Source organism: Azospirillum sp. TSH58, from assembly GCF_003119115.1.
Lineage (GTDB): Bacteria > Pseudomonadota > Alphaproteobacteria > Azospirillales > Azospirillaceae > Azospirillum.
On record NZ_CP022363.1, the window covers coordinates 784,100 to 798,680 of the forward strand.

A 14,581-nucleotide genomic window follows, 5' to 3' on the forward strand; every position below is an offset into this window, starting at 1 on the left:
GGCGTTCCTCACGCCGGGCCGTCGCCGTTTCGGGCTTGTCCTCGTCAGCCTTCCGGCTTGTCCACGCTGTAGCGGAAGTCGCAATGGCTGGCGCCCTGCATGATCGTCTGCGTCCGCTCCATCTTGATCGACGGGTCGTAGCCCGTGCAGAAGGCGGCGTCGCGGTTGCAGGACAGCAGGTGGCCGATGGGACCGAGCCCCATCTCCCGGTACATCTCGGCGTAGCGGCAGCGGGTGACGTTGTAGTCGAACCGCGTCTCGTCCTGGTGCAGCACCTCCAGCCGCAGCGCGTCGTCCTTGGTCCACAGGGGCTGCAGGTCGGCGAAGCTCTTGAGGCTGGTGCCGTTCGGCTCGGTGGCGGCGAAGGCCGCGGCGGATTCGACGGCGGCGCGGGTGATGGCGGCGCCCAGGATCTCCTGCGCCACCGCCTCGCCCAGCCGGGCGGCCATCTCCTCGTAGACCGGCTTCAGGATCGCCGCCTCGATCCCGCGGCGCTCCAGCATGCCCATTGCCGGCTTGGCCGCGGGCGTGTCGGTCGGTTCGGTCATCGGTGTCTCCCGTGTCAGATAGCCGTCAATGCGCGTGGCCGCCGAGATAGGCTTCGGCGATGCGGGGATCGTCGCGCAGCTGGGCGGCCGGACCGGCCAGCACGATCCGCCCGTCCTCCATCACCGCGGCGTGGTCGGCGACCCGCAGGGCGGCGCGGGCGTTCTGCTCGACCAGCAGGATCGACACGCCCTCCGCCCGGATGCGCTGCACCAGATCGAAGATCTGCGCGACCACCATCGGGGCCAGCCCCAGCGACGGCTCGTCGAGCAGAAGCAGGGCGGGACGGCGCATCAGGGCGCGGGCGATGCACAGCATCTGCTGCTCGCCGCCCGACAGCGACCCGGCGTTCTGGCGCAGCCGCTCGCGCAGGACCGGGAACATGTCGAGCATCCGGTCGAGTTCCCCCAGCCCGATGTCGCCGCCGCCGAGCACCAGATTCTCCCGCACGCTCATGTTGGAGAAGATCTGGCGGCCCTCCGGGGCCTGGGACAGGCCGAGCTTGACGATGCGGTGGGCGGGCAGGTTGGCGATGGGCTCGCCGCGGAAGGCGATGCCGCCCCGGCTCGCCCGGTAGACGCCCGAGATCGCCCGCATCAGCGTCGTCTTGCCGACGCCGTTGGAGCCGAGCACGGCGACGATGGCGCCCTGCGCCACGGTCAGGTCGATGCCGTGCAGGATCTCCTGCGGTCCCATGGTGACGTGCAGGTTCTCGATCGCGAGGATCGGGCCGTTGGCTTGCGGCTGGGTCATGCCTCCACCCCCAGATAGGCTTCCAGGACCGCCGGATCGCGGCGGATGGCGTCGGGCGGGCCGTCGGCGATCTTGCGGCCGGAGGCGAGCACCAGGATGCGCTGGCAGATGCTCATGACCAGGGTCATGTCGTGCTCCACCAGCATGATGGTCAGCCCGGTGCCGTGCAGCCGCTTGATGAAGTCGGCCAGCGCGCGTGTTTCGGTGTCGTTCAGGCCGGCGGCGGGCTCGTCCAGGATCAGGAAGCGCGGCTGCATCGCCAGCGCGCGGGCGATCTCCAGATACTTGCGCTGGCCGTAGGGCAGGTTGGCCGCCAGTTCGCCCGCCACATGGGTCAGGCCGACGGCCTCCAGCGCCTCCCAGGTGCGGCGGCTGATCTCGGCGGAGCGGGCGCCGCCCCCGGCGAGGGAGCCGAACAGCGCGCCCAGCGCCCCCTGCGGCAGCGCGCCCACGGCCCCCACCGACACGTTGTCGAACACCGACATGTTGGGGAAGACGCGCAGGTTCTGGAAGGTGCGGCTGATGCCCAGCCGCGCCACCTGGTTGGTCTTCAGCCCGCTGATGGTCCGGCCGTCGAAGGCGACGGTGCCCGACGACAGCGGCGTGAAGCCGGAGATCAGGTTGAACAGGGTGGTCTTGCCCGCCCCGTTCGGGCCGATCAGCCCGACCAGCTCGCCCTCGTCCACATGGCCGGTCACGTCGTTGACCGCCAGCACGCCGCCGAAGCGGCGGCTGACGTTGCGGATGTCGAGAAGATGGGTCATCGCCAGCCGATCCCTTCGCCCTTCACGGTGTTGCGCCACGCCGCCCCCAGCTGGCGCCGCGCGAGCTGGAGCGCGGAAACCTCGCCCAGCAGGCCCTTCGGCAGCAGGAGGATCGACAGGAACATCACCAGACCGACCATGATGTTGCGGAAGTCGCCGAAGGCGCGCAGCCCCTCCGGCAGCAGGATCAGCAGAAGCGCGCCGATCACCGCGCCGGGCAGGCTGCCCAGGCCGCCCACCACCACCATCGCCAGGATCAGGATGGATTCGGAGAATTTGAAGTCGCCCGGCGAGATGTAGCCGGTCATGTGCGCCCACAGGCTGCCCGCCACCCCGGCGAAGAAGGCCGACAGGGTGAAGGCCTCCATCTTCAGGCGCGCCGTGCTGACGCCCATGGCGTCGGCGCACTGGTCGTCCTCGCGGATCGAGCGCAGCGCGTTGCCGTAGTAGGAGTGACTGAGCCGCCCGATCGCCAGCACGCACAGCGCCACCACCGTCGCCACCGTGTAGTAGGTGGCGAGCCGGCCCGACAGGCTGAAGCCGAACAGCTCCAGCCCCTTGGTGACGATGATGCCGTTGGGGCCCTTGGTGAACTCCACCCAGTTCAGCATGACCAGATAGAGCATCTGCCCGATGGCCAGCGTCGCCACGGCGAAATAGATGCTGACCAGCCGCATGGTCGGCAGCGCCACCAGGAAGGCGATCAGCGCCGCCACCAGACCGGACAGCGGCAGGGTCACCGTGAAGCCCAGCCCGAACTTGGTCGAGAGCAGGGCGGCGGTGTAGGCGCCCACCCCGTAGAAGGCGGCGTGCCCGAGATGCAGCAGCCCGGCCACCCCGGTGACCAGATGCATGGAGGCGGACAGCAGGATGAAGATCAGCGCCAGATTGGCGATCTGGTAGAAATAGCCGCGGTCGAAGCCGGCCAGCAGGGCGGGCAGCCCGACGAAGACCAGCAGGGCGAGCAGGAGCGGAATCAGCGCGCCCTGCCCGCGGCGCGGCGCCGACAGGTCAGACACGTTCACGGCGCGCTCCGAACAGTCCGTTGGGGAAGAAGATCAGGGTCAGGATCAGGAAGCCGTAGGCCACCATGTCCGACCAGCCCGACGACACGAAGGTCGTCGCCATGCTCTCCGAGATGCCCAGGATCAGGGCGCAGATCACCGCCCCCGGGATCGAGGACAGCCCGCCCATCACCATGGCGACGAAGGCCTTGATGCCGGGCACGAAGCCCATGGCGGGGAAGATGGCGCCGTAATAGAGCCCGGTCAGGATGCCGGCCGCCGCCCCCATCATCGAACCGACGACGAAGGTCATGATGATGGTGCGGTCGGTGTCGATGCCGACATACTTGGCGCCCAGCGGGTTGTTCGACACCGCCCGGATCGACAGGCCGATGCGGGTGCGGGTCAGCAGATACTGGAGACCGATCAGCATCGCCGCGGCGACGCCGAAGATGATGAAGTCGCCGGTCACCAGGATCACCGGCCCGATCCGCACCGGCGTGTTGATGAGATACTCGAACGGGACGGAGCGCATCTGCGACCCGAACACGATCTCCAGCGCCTCGCGCACCACGATGGACACGGCGAGCGAGGAGAGCAGGGTGGATTCGCGCATCGCCCGCGACTTCAGCGACGCCTCGTCGGTGAAGCGGCGGAAGGGTTTGAAGGCGATCCGTTCCAGCGAGAATCCGGCCATGGCGCCGATCGCCAGGGCGATGAAGATCACCGCGAAGATCGGCGGGGCCGTCGCGGAAATCAGCACCAGCCCGGCGAAGGCGCCCAGCGTGTAGACCTCGCCATGGGCGAAGTTGACGACGTTCAGCACGCCGAAGATCAGCGTGAAGCCGATCGCCATCAGCGCGTAGGTCATCCCCAGCGACAGCCCGATGGCGAGCTGCTGGAGGTAGTATGGGTCGATCATGCGGGCCGTTTGCTGGAGATCGTTAGGCTATCGGGTCGGAAGGGGGCGCGCCGCTCAGTCGGCGACCGGCACGAAGGCGCCGCCCTTGACCTCGACCTTCACCAGCTCCTTCTCGGCCTCGCGGTCGGCGCTGAAGCTGGTCTTGCCGGTCACGCCGGCGAAGTCCTTGGTCTCGGCCAGGGCGTCGCGCACCTTCTCGCGGGTCGGGTTCGGGTAGGCCTTCTCGACCGCGGCCAGCATGATGCGCACGGCGTCATAGGCCTGGGCCGGGAACTGGCCCGGAACCGCGCCGTTGGAGGCGGCCTTCCACTCCGTCACGAAATGCTGGATGTGCGGGGCCGGGTCGGTCGGCAGGAAGTTGGAGGTGAGGTGCACGCCCTCCGCCGCTTCGCCGGCCAGCTCGATCAGCTTGGGGCTGTAGGCGGCCGAGGTGGAGTAGACCGGCGTCTTGATGCCGAGCTGCTGCACCTGACGCAGGAACTGCGCGCCGTCCTCGTAGAAGAAGCCGGTGTAGATGGCGTCCGGCTTCGCGCGCTCCAGCTTGCTGATCAGCGAGCGGTAGTCCTTCAGGCCGCGGTTGAAGAACTCCGAGAAGACCACCGTGCCGCCGTTGGCCTTCACGCCGTCGGTGAAGCCGGAGACGACGGACTGGCCCCAGTCGGTCTGCTCGGCGATGACGGCGATGTTCTTGTAGCCCTTGGACAGCATCCACTTGGCGTTGTAGGGGCCTTCCTGCGCCTGGGTGGCGATGTTGCGGAACTGGTACTTGGAGATCTTGGTGTAGTCGGGGTGCGAGGCCGTCTGCGAGAGCTGCGGCATCCCGGCGTCCTTGTAGACCTGCGCCGAGGCCATCGACACGCCCGAGGTGAAGTCGCCCAGGACGCCGACGATCGCCTTGTCGTCCACGAACTTGCGGGCGATGTTGGTGCCCTCCTTGGCGTCGGAGCGGCTGTCCTCGAAGACGATCTCGGCCTTGAAGGGCTTGCCGGACGCGTTGAACTCGGTCAGGGCGATCTCGGCGGCCTTGCGGAAGTCCTGGCCGTACTGGGCGGTCTCGCCGGTCAGCGGCAGCTGGTAGCCGATCTTCACGGTGTCGGCGGCCAGGGCGGTGCCGGTGGTCAAAGCGGTGCCGGCCAGCGCGGCGGTCATGAGGGCGGCGAGGGAGGCGGTCTTCAGGGCGGTCATCGCGGGTGAACCTTTCTTGTGAAGGCCGGCTTCGAGGCCGGTGTTGGGCAGCGTCTTACGGTTGGGAGGCATGCTCGGCGGATCAGGCGGCCTTCGGGCCGGGCAGGACCTTCAGGCGGCAACAGCCCTCGTCGCCGGGCTTCCAGGTCTCGCCGCGGAAGACGAAGCCGGCCGCCTCGAACAGGCCGCCGTCGATGGCGCCGGCCATGTTGCAGAGCAGCTCCAGATCCTCGTCGGACTTGCCCTGGGCCTGCCACGCCTCCTTCAGGGGGCAGCGGTGGAAATGAATCTCCAGCGCGTCGCCGTCGCAGCGCTTGATCTCCGGCGCGAACATGGAATCGCGGTTGGGGATGCCGTCGAGGAAGGCGTGGCACAGGCCGGCCAAATCGTCGGGGCCGTGCGCCGCGTACTTCACACCCATCGCCTCACCCAGGCGGCGGGTCGCCTCGCGCCCGATGTCCAGCGCCGTGTCGGTGCCGTAGCGCTCGCGCAGCACGTCGAACATGTGGGCGTAGGACGCGGCCCGCATCGCGTAGGCGTTGCGGAGCTGCGTGGCGTGGTCGGGGGCGCCGGCGGGTGCGGAGGCGGACGCCTTGGTGTCTTCAGCCATCGTCAGATTTCCCGGATGTCGTTCCAGCGGTATTGCAGGAGTTTGAACGGACCGATGCGTTGCAGCAGGTCGTTGAAGGGCAGGGGGCGCGGCTCGGTCAGCGGCAGGGCCAGCTCCGCGGGATCGCGGCCCAGCGCGGCGTAGGCCAGCTCCCGCCCCAGCGAGACGGACAGGGCGACGCCGCGCCCGTTGCAGCCGGCCCAGGTGAAGGCGTTGGGGCCGAGCTGGTGGACCCGCGGGGTGTAGTCGGTGGTCATGGCGATCCGGCCGTTCCACACATGGTCGAACCGCAGGCCGCGCAACGTCGGGAACATGGAGGCCAGCCGCAGGCCGACGATGCGCCGCAACCGGTCCGCCCCGTCGATGGGGAACAGCAACGCGCCGCCGCTGACCAGCCGGTGGTCGGCGGTGTAGCGCATGAAGCGCAGGTCGCCGTGGGTGTCCGACATCGCCTGACGGCCCGGCAGGATGCTGCGCCGCTGCGCCTCGTCCAGCGGCTGGGTGGCCATCTGCCAGGACAGGACCGGCACGACCTCCGTCCGGATTTCGGGGAAGACCGCGGCGGCGTAGCCGTTGGTGCCCAGCACCAGGGCATGGGCGGTCACCGTGCCGTCCGGCGTGCGGGCGATCCAGCGGTCGCCGCGCCGCTCCACCGACAGGACCGGGGAGTTGATGAAGACCGACGCGCCGGCCTCGACGGCCTTGCCGGCCAGCCCTCGGGCCAGCGCCAGCGGGTTGATGTGGCCGCCGCTGCGGTTCATCCAGCCGCCGTAATAGGCATCGGTGCCCAGCAGGTCCGAAATGCCGGCGCGGTCGAGAAGCTCCACCGGGGCGCCGCGGCTGCCCCACTGCTTGGCCCGCCGTTCGGCGATGGCGATGCGGCCCGGCGAATGGACCGGCTGTACCCAGCCGGTCTGCTCGGCCGCGCAGTCGATGCCCAGGCGGCGGATCAGGGCGAACAGGGTCTCGGCGCTGTCGCGGATCAGCGCGACGAAGCGTTCGCCCCGCTCCGGCCCGAAGCGGGCGACCAGATCCTCGGGGTCGGGGCGGGTCAGGGTCGGGATGACCTGCCCGTTGTTGCGCCCGGACGCGCCGCGCCCGATCTCCGACGCCTCCAGGACGACGGCACGCTTGCCCGATTCGGCGGCGTGCAGGGCCGCCGACAGGCCGGTGAAGCCGCCGCCGATCACCAGCAGGTCGGTCTCCACCGCATCCTTGAGCACCGGAAGGGCCGGCGGCGGCGGGGCCGTGGCCTCCCACAGGGAGTCGGGCCGCTGCCAGATGCCGCCGGTTCCAGGAACACCGGTCTTCTTCTCTATCGCCTTCACCGTGCCTTGTCCCACGTCTGTCGGGTGAAATCGGCCCGATCATGGGACAAATTGCATACCCGGGCAATTACCATAGCGCGGACGCGGTAATTTTCCTGTTTCATACACAAACCATGGGGAGATAGGAGTGGTTTGTACAAGCTGGACCGCAGTGTTCGCCTTGAGCATTTGTAACCCTCTCCCCTCTGGGGAGAGGATGGCCTGTAGGGCCTCTCGCGCTGGCTGAAAGCCAGCGCTGACGGCGGCAGGCGGATGCCTATGGCATCCGCTGAGAGCCGGTGAGGGGGATGCGCGTGTCGGAGCGTTCGGCACAAGCGCAACCCCCTCACCCTAACCCTCTCCCCGGAGGGGAGAGGGGATCTCGCCCGCCGTCACGCCGCGCGTGGCAGCACCGTTTCGGCCAGACGCACCCAATAGCTGAGGCCGATCGGCAGGACCGCGTCGTTGAAGTCGTAATGCGGGCTGTGCAGGTTCCGCCCGCCGTCCGACGGGCCGGCGCCGACCCAGACGTAGCAGCCTGGCCGCTGCTGCAGCATGAAGGCGAAATCCTCCGCACCCATGCTGGGCATCGGGTCCAGGTCCAGTCCCGATTCGCCGACGACTCCGGCCGCGGCGCGGCGGGCCAGCTCGGTCGCCCCGGCCTCGTTCACCGTGGAGGGGTAGCGGCGCTCGTAGCGCATCTCCGCCTCGACCCCGAAGCCGCCGGCGATGGCCTTGGCCAGTTCGCCCATGCGCCGCTCCACCATGTCCTGCACCTCCTTGCGGAAGGTGCGGGTGGTTCCACGCAGGACGGCGGTGGCGGGAAGGACATTCCACGTATCGCCCGCGTGGAACTGCGTGACGCTGACCACGGCGGAATCGACGGGATGAACGCTGCGGCTGGCGATGGTCTGCCAGGCGTTGACGATCTGGGTGCCGGCCAGGATCGTGTCGGTGCCCAGGTGGGGCATGGCGGCGTGGGTGCCCTTGCCGGTCAGGGTCAGTTCGAAGATGTCGTAGGCGGCCATGATCGGGCCGGGGCGCAACGCGATCTTGCCGACCTCCAGGCCCGGCCAGTTGTGCATGCCGTAGACCTGATCGACGGGGAATTTCTCGAACAGCCCGTCCTCGACCATCACGCGCCCGCCGCCCTCGTTCTCCTCCGCGGGCTGGAAGACGAAGGCGATGGTGCCCTGGAAGTTCGGATGCGCCGACAGGTGGCGCGCGGCGCCCAGCAGCATCGCCGTGTGCCCGTCATGCCCGCAGGCGTGCATCCGCCCTGGATTGCGGGAGGCGTGGGGCAGGTTGGTCTGCTCGTGGATGTGCAGGGCGTCCATGTCGGCGCGGAAGGCGACCGCCGGCCCCTCGCCGTTGCGCAGCACGCCGACCACGCCGGTCTTGGCGAGGCCGCGGTGGACCTCCAGCCCGAAGGAGGCCAGCTTCTCCGCCACGAAATCGCTGGTCCGCTCCTCCTCGAAGGCCGTTTCCGGGTGGGCGTGCAGGTCGCGCCGCCACGCGGTCATGTCGGCCGTCAGCGCCTCCGTCCCGTCGATCGTCCTCACCATGTCCCTGATTCCCTGTGTTTCATGAGTGTGTGCGAACGATCTTGCCCAAAAAAGCACCCGCGGTGCAAAGCGCACGACGATGCGGTGCCGTCACATCACCCTTGCAGGACCGCGCCGTTCCGTGCAGGATGTGAGTGAACATTCACTCATGATGTCCGCCGCCAACGGGAACGCCATGTCCAAAGATGTCCGCAACGATGCCCGCAACAAGGTCCGGGACGCCGCCATCGCGCTGTTCGCCCAGAAGGGGGTGAAGGCGACCACCATCAAGGACATCGCCCGCGCCGCCGGGGTATCGGAGGGGGCGATGTACCGCCATTGGGCCAGCAAGGAGGATCTTGCCGCCGCCCTGTTCGCCGCCGAATACACCGCCCTGTCGCACGACCTGCGCGAGGCGGCGGGGACCGGTCCGGCGCCGGGGCGGCTGCGCCGCGTCATCGCCTGGGCCTTCGGGCTGGCCGAGGCGGCGCCGGACCGCGCGCGCTTCCTCCTGCTGTCGCAGCACGACGCACTGCCTTTGGTTCCAGACGGGCTGGAGACTCCGGTGGACGTGGTGTGCGCCATCGTCGGCGAGGGCATCGCCGAGGGAAGCATCGTCGACGCCGACCGCGAGGCGCTGGCCCACACCGTCATCGGGGCCATCGTCCTGAACATCCAGTCGCACGTTTACGGACGGCAGACGGCCCCGCTCGGCACGCTGGCCGTGACGGTCGCCGACGCGCTGCTGCGCGGCCTGTCCACCGGAAAGGGAGCCTGACCCCATGAGCGAACTCGGCCTTCTCGCGACGCGGCGCTTCCTGCCGCTGTTCGTGACGCAGTTCCTGGGCGCCTTCGGCGACAATGTGCTGCGCGGCGCCATCGCGGTGTTGGCCGTCTACGGCATGGCGGGGACGGCGGGCGACGGCGCGCTGATCTCGACGCTCGCCGCGGCGGCCTTCACCGTGCCCTTCCTGCTGTTCTCGGCGACCGCCGGGCAATTGGCCGACCGCTTCGACCGCACGCTGATCGCCCGCGCGGTGAAGGTGGCGGAGATCGGCCTGATGGCGATCGCCGCCTGGGGCATCATGCGCGCCGACCTCGGCGTGCTGATCGTCGCGCTGGTCGGCATGGGCGCCCATTCCACCGTCTTCGGACCGGTCAAATACGGCCTGCTCCCCGACCTGCTGAAGCCGGAGGAACTGACCGCCGGCAACGGTCTGGTGGAGGCCGGGACCTTCGTGGCGATCCTGCTGGGCACCATCGCCGGCGGCTCGCTCGCCCTGGCCCACCCGCTGGCGCTTCCGGGGCTGCTGGGGGCGACGGCGCTGGGTGGGCTGGCGGCGTCGCTGCTGATCCCGCGGGCGGGCAACGCCGACCCGTCGGTGCGCGTCGGGCTGAACCCGGTGTCGGTCACCCTGCGCGTTCTGCGCGCCACCGCGCAGGACCGTGTGTCGATGCTGGCGATCTACGGCATCTCCGTCTTCTGGGGCGTCGGCGCGGTCGTCATGGCGCAGTTCCCGGCCATCGCGCGGGAAACGCTGGGCACCGACAGCGAGGGGGCGACCCTGCTGCTGGCGGTCTTCGCCGTGGGCGTGGCGGTCGGCTCCGTCTACGCCGGGCTGGGGCACCGGGTGCCCTCGCGCGCCGACGCGCGCCGCGCCGCCCTGGCGGGCCTCGTCGCGGCGGTGGCCGGGGCCGCGCTGCCCTTCCTGACGCCCGACGCGCCCTCGGCGGAGCCGCTGTCGGCGCTGGCGCTGCTGGCCCAGCCCTGGGCGATGCCGCTGCTGGCCGACCTGTTCCTGATCGCCGCGGCGGGCGGCGCCTTCGCCGTGCCGCTCTACGCGCTGATCCAGCACCGGGCCGCGACCTCGGCCCGCGCGCGGGTGATCGCGGCGGCCAACGTGGTCAACGCGCTGTTCATGGTGGTCGGATCGGGCATCGCCGCCGCGATGCTGGCGCTGGGCGTCACGCCGCTGACCGTCGCCGCCTGGGGCGGGGCGAGCATGCTGGCCGCGGTGGTGCTGGCGCTCGCCATCGACGCGGTGGGGATCGGGCGGGCGCTGGCCCGCGCCTTCTTCCGGCTGGCCTTCCGGGTCGAGCTGCGCGGAGCCGAGCATCTGGAGCGGCTGGAGGGGGCGGCGGTCGTCACGCCGAACCACCAGTCCTTCCTCGACGGCGCGCTGCTCGCCGCCTTCCTGCCGGGCATGCGCTTCGCGGTGGACAGCTTCATCGCGCAGCAGGCCTGGGCCAAGCCCTTCCTGGCGCTGGCCGACCATGTGACCATCGACCCGACCAAGCCGATGGGCACGCGCCTGCTCGCCCGCACCCTGGCCGAGGGCCACAAGATCTGCATCTTCCCGGAGGGGCGGATCACCGTCACCGGCTCGCTGATGAAGATCAACGGCGGCCCCGGCATGCTGGCCGACAAGGCGGGCTGCCCCATCGTGCCGGTCTGCATCGAGGGGGCGCAGCGCTCCTTCCTGTCGCGGATGCACGGGCGGCTGCGGCTGGGCCTGTTCCCGCGGATCACCATCACGGTCATGCCGCCGGTCGCCACCCCCGACGTGACCGGGCTGGCCGGCAAGAAGCGGCGGGCGGCGCTGAAATCCTGGCTGTCGCGCGTCATGACGGAGACCGTCTTCGCCGCCGGGCAGCGGCCCGACACGCTGGCGCTCGCCCTGCTGGAGGCCGGGCGCAGGACCGGCTGGAACAAGGCGGCGGTGCAGGACGGCGATTTCACCACGCTGTCCTACCGCGCCCTGACCGCGCGCTCCCTGGTGCTGGGCCGCATCCTGGCGCGCGGCACCGAGCCGGGGGAGGCGGTGGGGGTGCTGCTGCCGACCGCCTCGCCGACCGCGGCGGTGTTCTTCGGGCTGGCGGCCTATGGACGGCCGGCGGCGATGCTGAACTTCACCGCCGGGGCGGACGCCGTGAAGGCGGCCTGCCGCGCCGCCGGGCTGCGCCGCATCGTCACGTCGGCCCGCTTCGTGGAGATGGGGCGGCTCGGCCCGCTGGTCGAGGCGCTGGCCGCCGAACACAGCATCGTCTATCTGGAGGACGTGAAGCGCGGGCTGGGCATCGGCGACAAGCTGCGCGCCCTGGCCGCGTCGGTGGCACCGGAGCGCTTCCTGCCGGAGCAGGGCCAGCCGGACGACGTGGCGGCGATCCTCTTCACCTCGGGGTCGGAGGGCCCGCCCAAGGGCGTGGCGCTGACCCACGACAACCTGCTCGCCAACATGGCGCAGGTGGCCTCCGTCGTCGATTTCACGCGGCAGGACGTGGTGTTCAACTGCCTGCCGGTCTTCCATTCCTTCGGGCTGCTCGGCGGGATGCTGCTGCCGATCCTGAACGGGGTGAAGACGGTGCTTTACCCCAACCCGCGCCACGTCCGGCTGATTCCGGAACTGGTCTACCAGACCAACGCCACGGTGCTGTTCGGCACGGATTTCTTCCTGAACGCCTGGGCGCGGGCGGCGGACCCCTACGACTTCCGGTCGCTGCGGCTGGTCTTCGCGGGGGCGGAGCGGTTGCAGGAGGAGACGCGCCGCACCTACACGGAACGGCTGCGCGTGCATCTGCTGGAGGGCTACGGCACCACCGAGACGTCGCCGGTGATCGCGGTCAACACGCCGGCCCGCTTCCGCCCCGGCACGGTCGGGCAGGCCCTGCCCGGCATCGAGACGGAACTGCTGCCGGTCCCCGGCGTGCCGGTGGGCGGACGGCTGCGGGTGCGCGGCCCGAACGTGATGAAGGGCTACATGCGCACCGACAACCCCGGCGTGGTCGAGCCGCCGGAGGACGGCTGGCATGACACCGGCGACATCGTGGACATCGACGCCGACGGCTTCATCCGCATCGTCGGGCGCGTCAAGCGCTTCGCCAAGGTGGCCGGCGAGATGGTCCCGCTGGGGCTGGTCGAGGAATTGGCCCTCCAGGCCGAACCGGAGGCCGCCCACGCCGCCATCGCCCTGCCGGACGCCCGGCGCGGCGAGCGGATCGTGCTGGTCACCGCCGGAACCGGCCTGACGCGCGACGCGCTGGCGGCGGCGGCCAAGGCCAAGGGCGCGCCGGAGATCGCCATTCCCCGCGACGTGCTGCGGGTGGAGACGATCCCCCTGCTCGGCACCGGCAAGACCGATTACCCGGCCGTCAGCCGGCTGGCCGCGGAAATGCTGGCGAGCGAGACGGCCTGACGAAAGGTGAGGTCAGGGGCGGCAGGCGACGTGCAGCCCCTTGCCCACCGGGAAGATGGTCGTGCCGAAGCCGGGCAGGGCCTCCACCGCCGCGATGTAGCCGGCGATTTCCTGCGGGTGGGACAGGGCGTTGTCGGCGAGCAGCAGGCAATCCGGCTCCAGCTTCGGCAGCAGGAGGCGAAGCTGCTCCGGGGCGCTCCAGCGGTCGGCGTCGAAGAACACGCAGTCGAAGGGACCGTCCAGCCCCGCCACCGTCTCCGTAGCGTCGCCGACCAGCAGGGTGACGCGGCTGGCCAGCCCGGCGCGCTCCAGGTTGGTGGCGGCCTGGGCGCTCTTGCCAGGGTCGCGCTCGATGCTGGTCAGGGGCTCCGTGGCGCCGACGGCCTGCAGCGCCGCGGCGAGCCACAGGGTGCTGACGCCGTTGGAGGTGCCGATCTCCAGCACCCGGCGGCGGCGCCCGCTGCGCACCAGGATGTGCAGAAGCTCCGCCGTCTCGCGCTCCAGATTCAGCATCTTGCGGGCGCGGTCGCCCTCGCGCGCGTCGTTGTCGCGCCCATAGCTCTCAAGATCGCGGAGCACGCGGTCGACGGCGTCATTCAGCAGCATGGCGTGGGTCCCGGTGGCGGAGATACGGCCAAGACCCTGCGCCGATTGTGGCCGTAGGGTCAAGAGAGTGCGGTCAAAAGAAAGCCCTCTCCCGCCATGTGGCGGGAGAGGGCTTCGCGATGGGAAACGTCACGCCGCCTGGTTGAGCTGCTCGGCCCGTTGCGGGGCGATCTTCAGGCGGGTGGCGAGGTAGGCGAGATAGGCCCGTTCCGCCTCATGGTCGCGGTCCACCGCCATCAGCGAGGCCAGATAGACCTGCTCCGCCATGTCCGGATCGGTGACAGAGCGGACCAGCGAGTCGAGCGATTGCGGCTGAGCCAACTCCTGCTCCACGATCCGCCGCTCCTCCGGCCCGCCGCCGGCCTCGTCCAAAGCGGACATGACGCGCTGGCGCTCGGCCGCCGAAATCTCGCCGTCGGCGTTGGCGGCGGCGATCATGGCGCGGATCAGCAGCAGGGCGTGCTGGTCCTCCATGGCGAGTTCGGGAAAGGCACCCTCGCCGGCCGCCGACGGGGCGTCGTCGGGCGGGGGAGCGGTGCGCTGCTGGAAGACCTGGGACAGCCGCTCGCCCAGCGACCCGCCGCCGGAAGCGCCGGCCCCGCCGAGGATGCCGCCCAGAATGCCCCCCGGCGTGTTGCCCGAACCGGACGGCGGCGCCCCCCACGGGCTGGTCCCCGGCTGCCCGGAGGGGGCCGGCGCCTGCCCGGAGGAAGGCTGCCCCGACGGTGGCATGTTCTGCTGCCGCTCCTGATAGGCGCGGTAAGCGAGGTAGGCCAGCGCGCCCAGCCCGGCCATGGGGCCGACGCCCATGCCGCTGCGGGCGTGCATCGCCGGTCCCGAGCCCATCCCTGACCGGTTCAGGATCGACCCCAGATCCTGCGGGCTCCTGCGGCTGTGCCCTCCCATGCCGGTCGCCAGAAGGGTGCCGAGGATGTTCTGAAGATTCGCCATGGCGCGCCTCTCTCCTAATCGGTGTCCGTGTCGATGCAGCTTCGCGCCCCATCAACAGGCGGGAGGGCTCGGCGTCACGGCATAGCTATCGGTGCCGATGATGGGCCTGACCAGCCGATCCATCTCCTATGACGACCTCTATGCCGGAGGTGGAGTGGCTTTCGAACAGGCTGTGCAGGGCACTGACTTCCGCTAT

Annotated in this window: 13 protein-coding genes; 2 read left to right on the forward strand and 11 right to left on the reverse strand. The window is 70.2% G+C overall.

Annotated features, from left to right (window positions below; genetic code table 11):
• Positions 1 to 44 precede the first annotated feature (44 nt).
• The 9 genes from TSH58p_RS03250 to TSH58p_RS03290 form a co-directional block, all read right to left on the reverse strand.
• Entirely contained in the window at positions 45 to 548 is a 504-nt protein-coding gene (locus TSH58p_RS03250; RefSeq protein ID WP_109071340.1) for an L-2-amino-thiazoline-4-carboxylic acid hydrolase, read from the reverse strand.
• Between the two features lie 25 nt (positions 549 to 573).
• Positions 574 to 1,299 carry an ABC transporter ATP-binding protein gene (locus tag TSH58p_RS03255; protein WP_109071341.1) on the reverse strand — a complete coding sequence of 242 codons (726 nt, stop codon included), beginning with the start codon at positions 1,297 to 1,299 and terminating at the stop codon, positions 574 to 576.
• Positions 1,296 to 2,063 (reverse strand): ABC transporter ATP-binding protein, encoded by a 768-nt coding sequence (locus TSH58p_RS03260; protein ID WP_109071342.1) that lies wholly within the window; start codon positions 2,061 to 2,063, stop codon positions 1,296 to 1,298. The genes TSH58p_RS03255 and TSH58p_RS03260 overlap by 4 nt, the downstream gene beginning before the upstream one ends.
• Positions 2,060 to 3,088, reverse strand: a complete 1,029-nt coding sequence (locus TSH58p_RS03265) for a branched-chain amino acid ABC transporter permease (RefSeq protein ID WP_199230184.1) — start codon at positions 3,086 to 3,088, stop codon at positions 2,060 to 2,062. The genes TSH58p_RS03260 and TSH58p_RS03265 overlap by 4 nt, the downstream gene beginning before the upstream one ends.
• On the reverse strand, positions 3,075 to 3,989 hold the full coding sequence (locus TSH58p_RS03270) for a branched-chain amino acid ABC transporter permease (RefSeq protein ID WP_040136279.1): 915 nt from the start codon (positions 3,987 to 3,989) through the stop codon (positions 3,075 to 3,077). The genes TSH58p_RS03265 and TSH58p_RS03270 overlap by 14 nt, the downstream gene beginning before the upstream one ends.
• Positions 3,990 to 4,043: 54 nt before the next feature.
• On the reverse strand, positions 4,044 to 5,174 hold the full coding sequence (locus TSH58p_RS03275) for an ABC transporter substrate-binding protein (RefSeq protein ID WP_109071343.1): 1,131 nt from the start codon (positions 5,172 to 5,174) through the stop codon (positions 4,044 to 4,046).
• An 82-nt stretch (positions 5,175 to 5,256) separates the two neighbouring features.
• Positions 5,257 to 5,784: an L-2-amino-thiazoline-4-carboxylic acid hydrolase gene (locus TSH58p_RS03280; protein ID WP_109071344.1), complete on the reverse strand. Its 528-nt coding sequence runs from the start codon at positions 5,782 to 5,784 to the stop codon at positions 5,257 to 5,259.
• 2 nt (positions 5,785 to 5,786) lie between these two features.
• A complete protein-coding gene (locus TSH58p_RS03285; RefSeq protein WP_109071345.1) occupies positions 5,787 to 7,112 on the reverse strand; it encodes an FAD-binding oxidoreductase in 1,326 nt (441 codons plus the stop codon).
• Positions 7,113 to 7,483: 371 nt separating this feature from the next.
• Positions 7,484 to 8,656 carry a M20 aminoacylase family protein gene (locus TSH58p_RS03290; protein ID WP_109071346.1) on the reverse strand — a complete coding sequence of 391 codons (1,173 nt, stop codon included), beginning with the start codon at positions 8,654 to 8,656 and terminating at the stop codon, positions 7,484 to 7,486.
• 175 nt (positions 8,657 to 8,831) lie between these two features.
• On the opposite strand from TSH58p_RS03290, the gene TSH58p_RS03295 reads away from it, so the two are divergent.
• Together TSH58p_RS03295 and TSH58p_RS03300 are read left to right on the forward strand one after the other, a co-directional pair.
• A complete protein-coding gene (locus TSH58p_RS03295) occupies positions 8,832 to 9,413 on the forward strand; it encodes a TetR/AcrR family transcriptional regulator (protein ID WP_109071361.1) in 582 nt (193 codons plus the stop codon).
• Between the two features lie 4 nt (positions 9,414 to 9,417).
• Positions 9,418 to 12,828 carry an acyl-[ACP]--phospholipid O-acyltransferase gene (locus TSH58p_RS03300; protein WP_109071347.1) on the forward strand — a complete coding sequence of 1,137 codons (3,411 nt, stop codon included), beginning with the start codon at positions 9,418 to 9,420 and terminating at the stop codon, positions 12,826 to 12,828.
• A 12-nt stretch (positions 12,829 to 12,840) separates the two neighbouring features.
• Here TSH58p_RS03300 and TSH58p_RS03305 read toward each other — a convergent pair whose 3' ends face one another.
• The gene (locus TSH58p_RS03305) at positions 12,841 to 13,434 is read right to left on the reverse strand and encodes an O-methyltransferase (RefSeq protein WP_109071348.1); all 594 of its coding nucleotides are present in this window, start codon (positions 13,432 to 13,434) and stop codon (positions 12,841 to 12,843) included.
• A 129-nt stretch (positions 13,435 to 13,563) separates the two neighbouring features.
• Positions 13,564 to 14,385, reverse strand: a complete 822-nt coding sequence (locus TSH58p_RS34515; protein WP_109071349.1) for a tellurite resistance TerB family protein — start codon at positions 14,383 to 14,385, stop codon at positions 13,564 to 13,566.
• Positions 14,386 to 14,581: the final 196 nt, after the last annotated feature.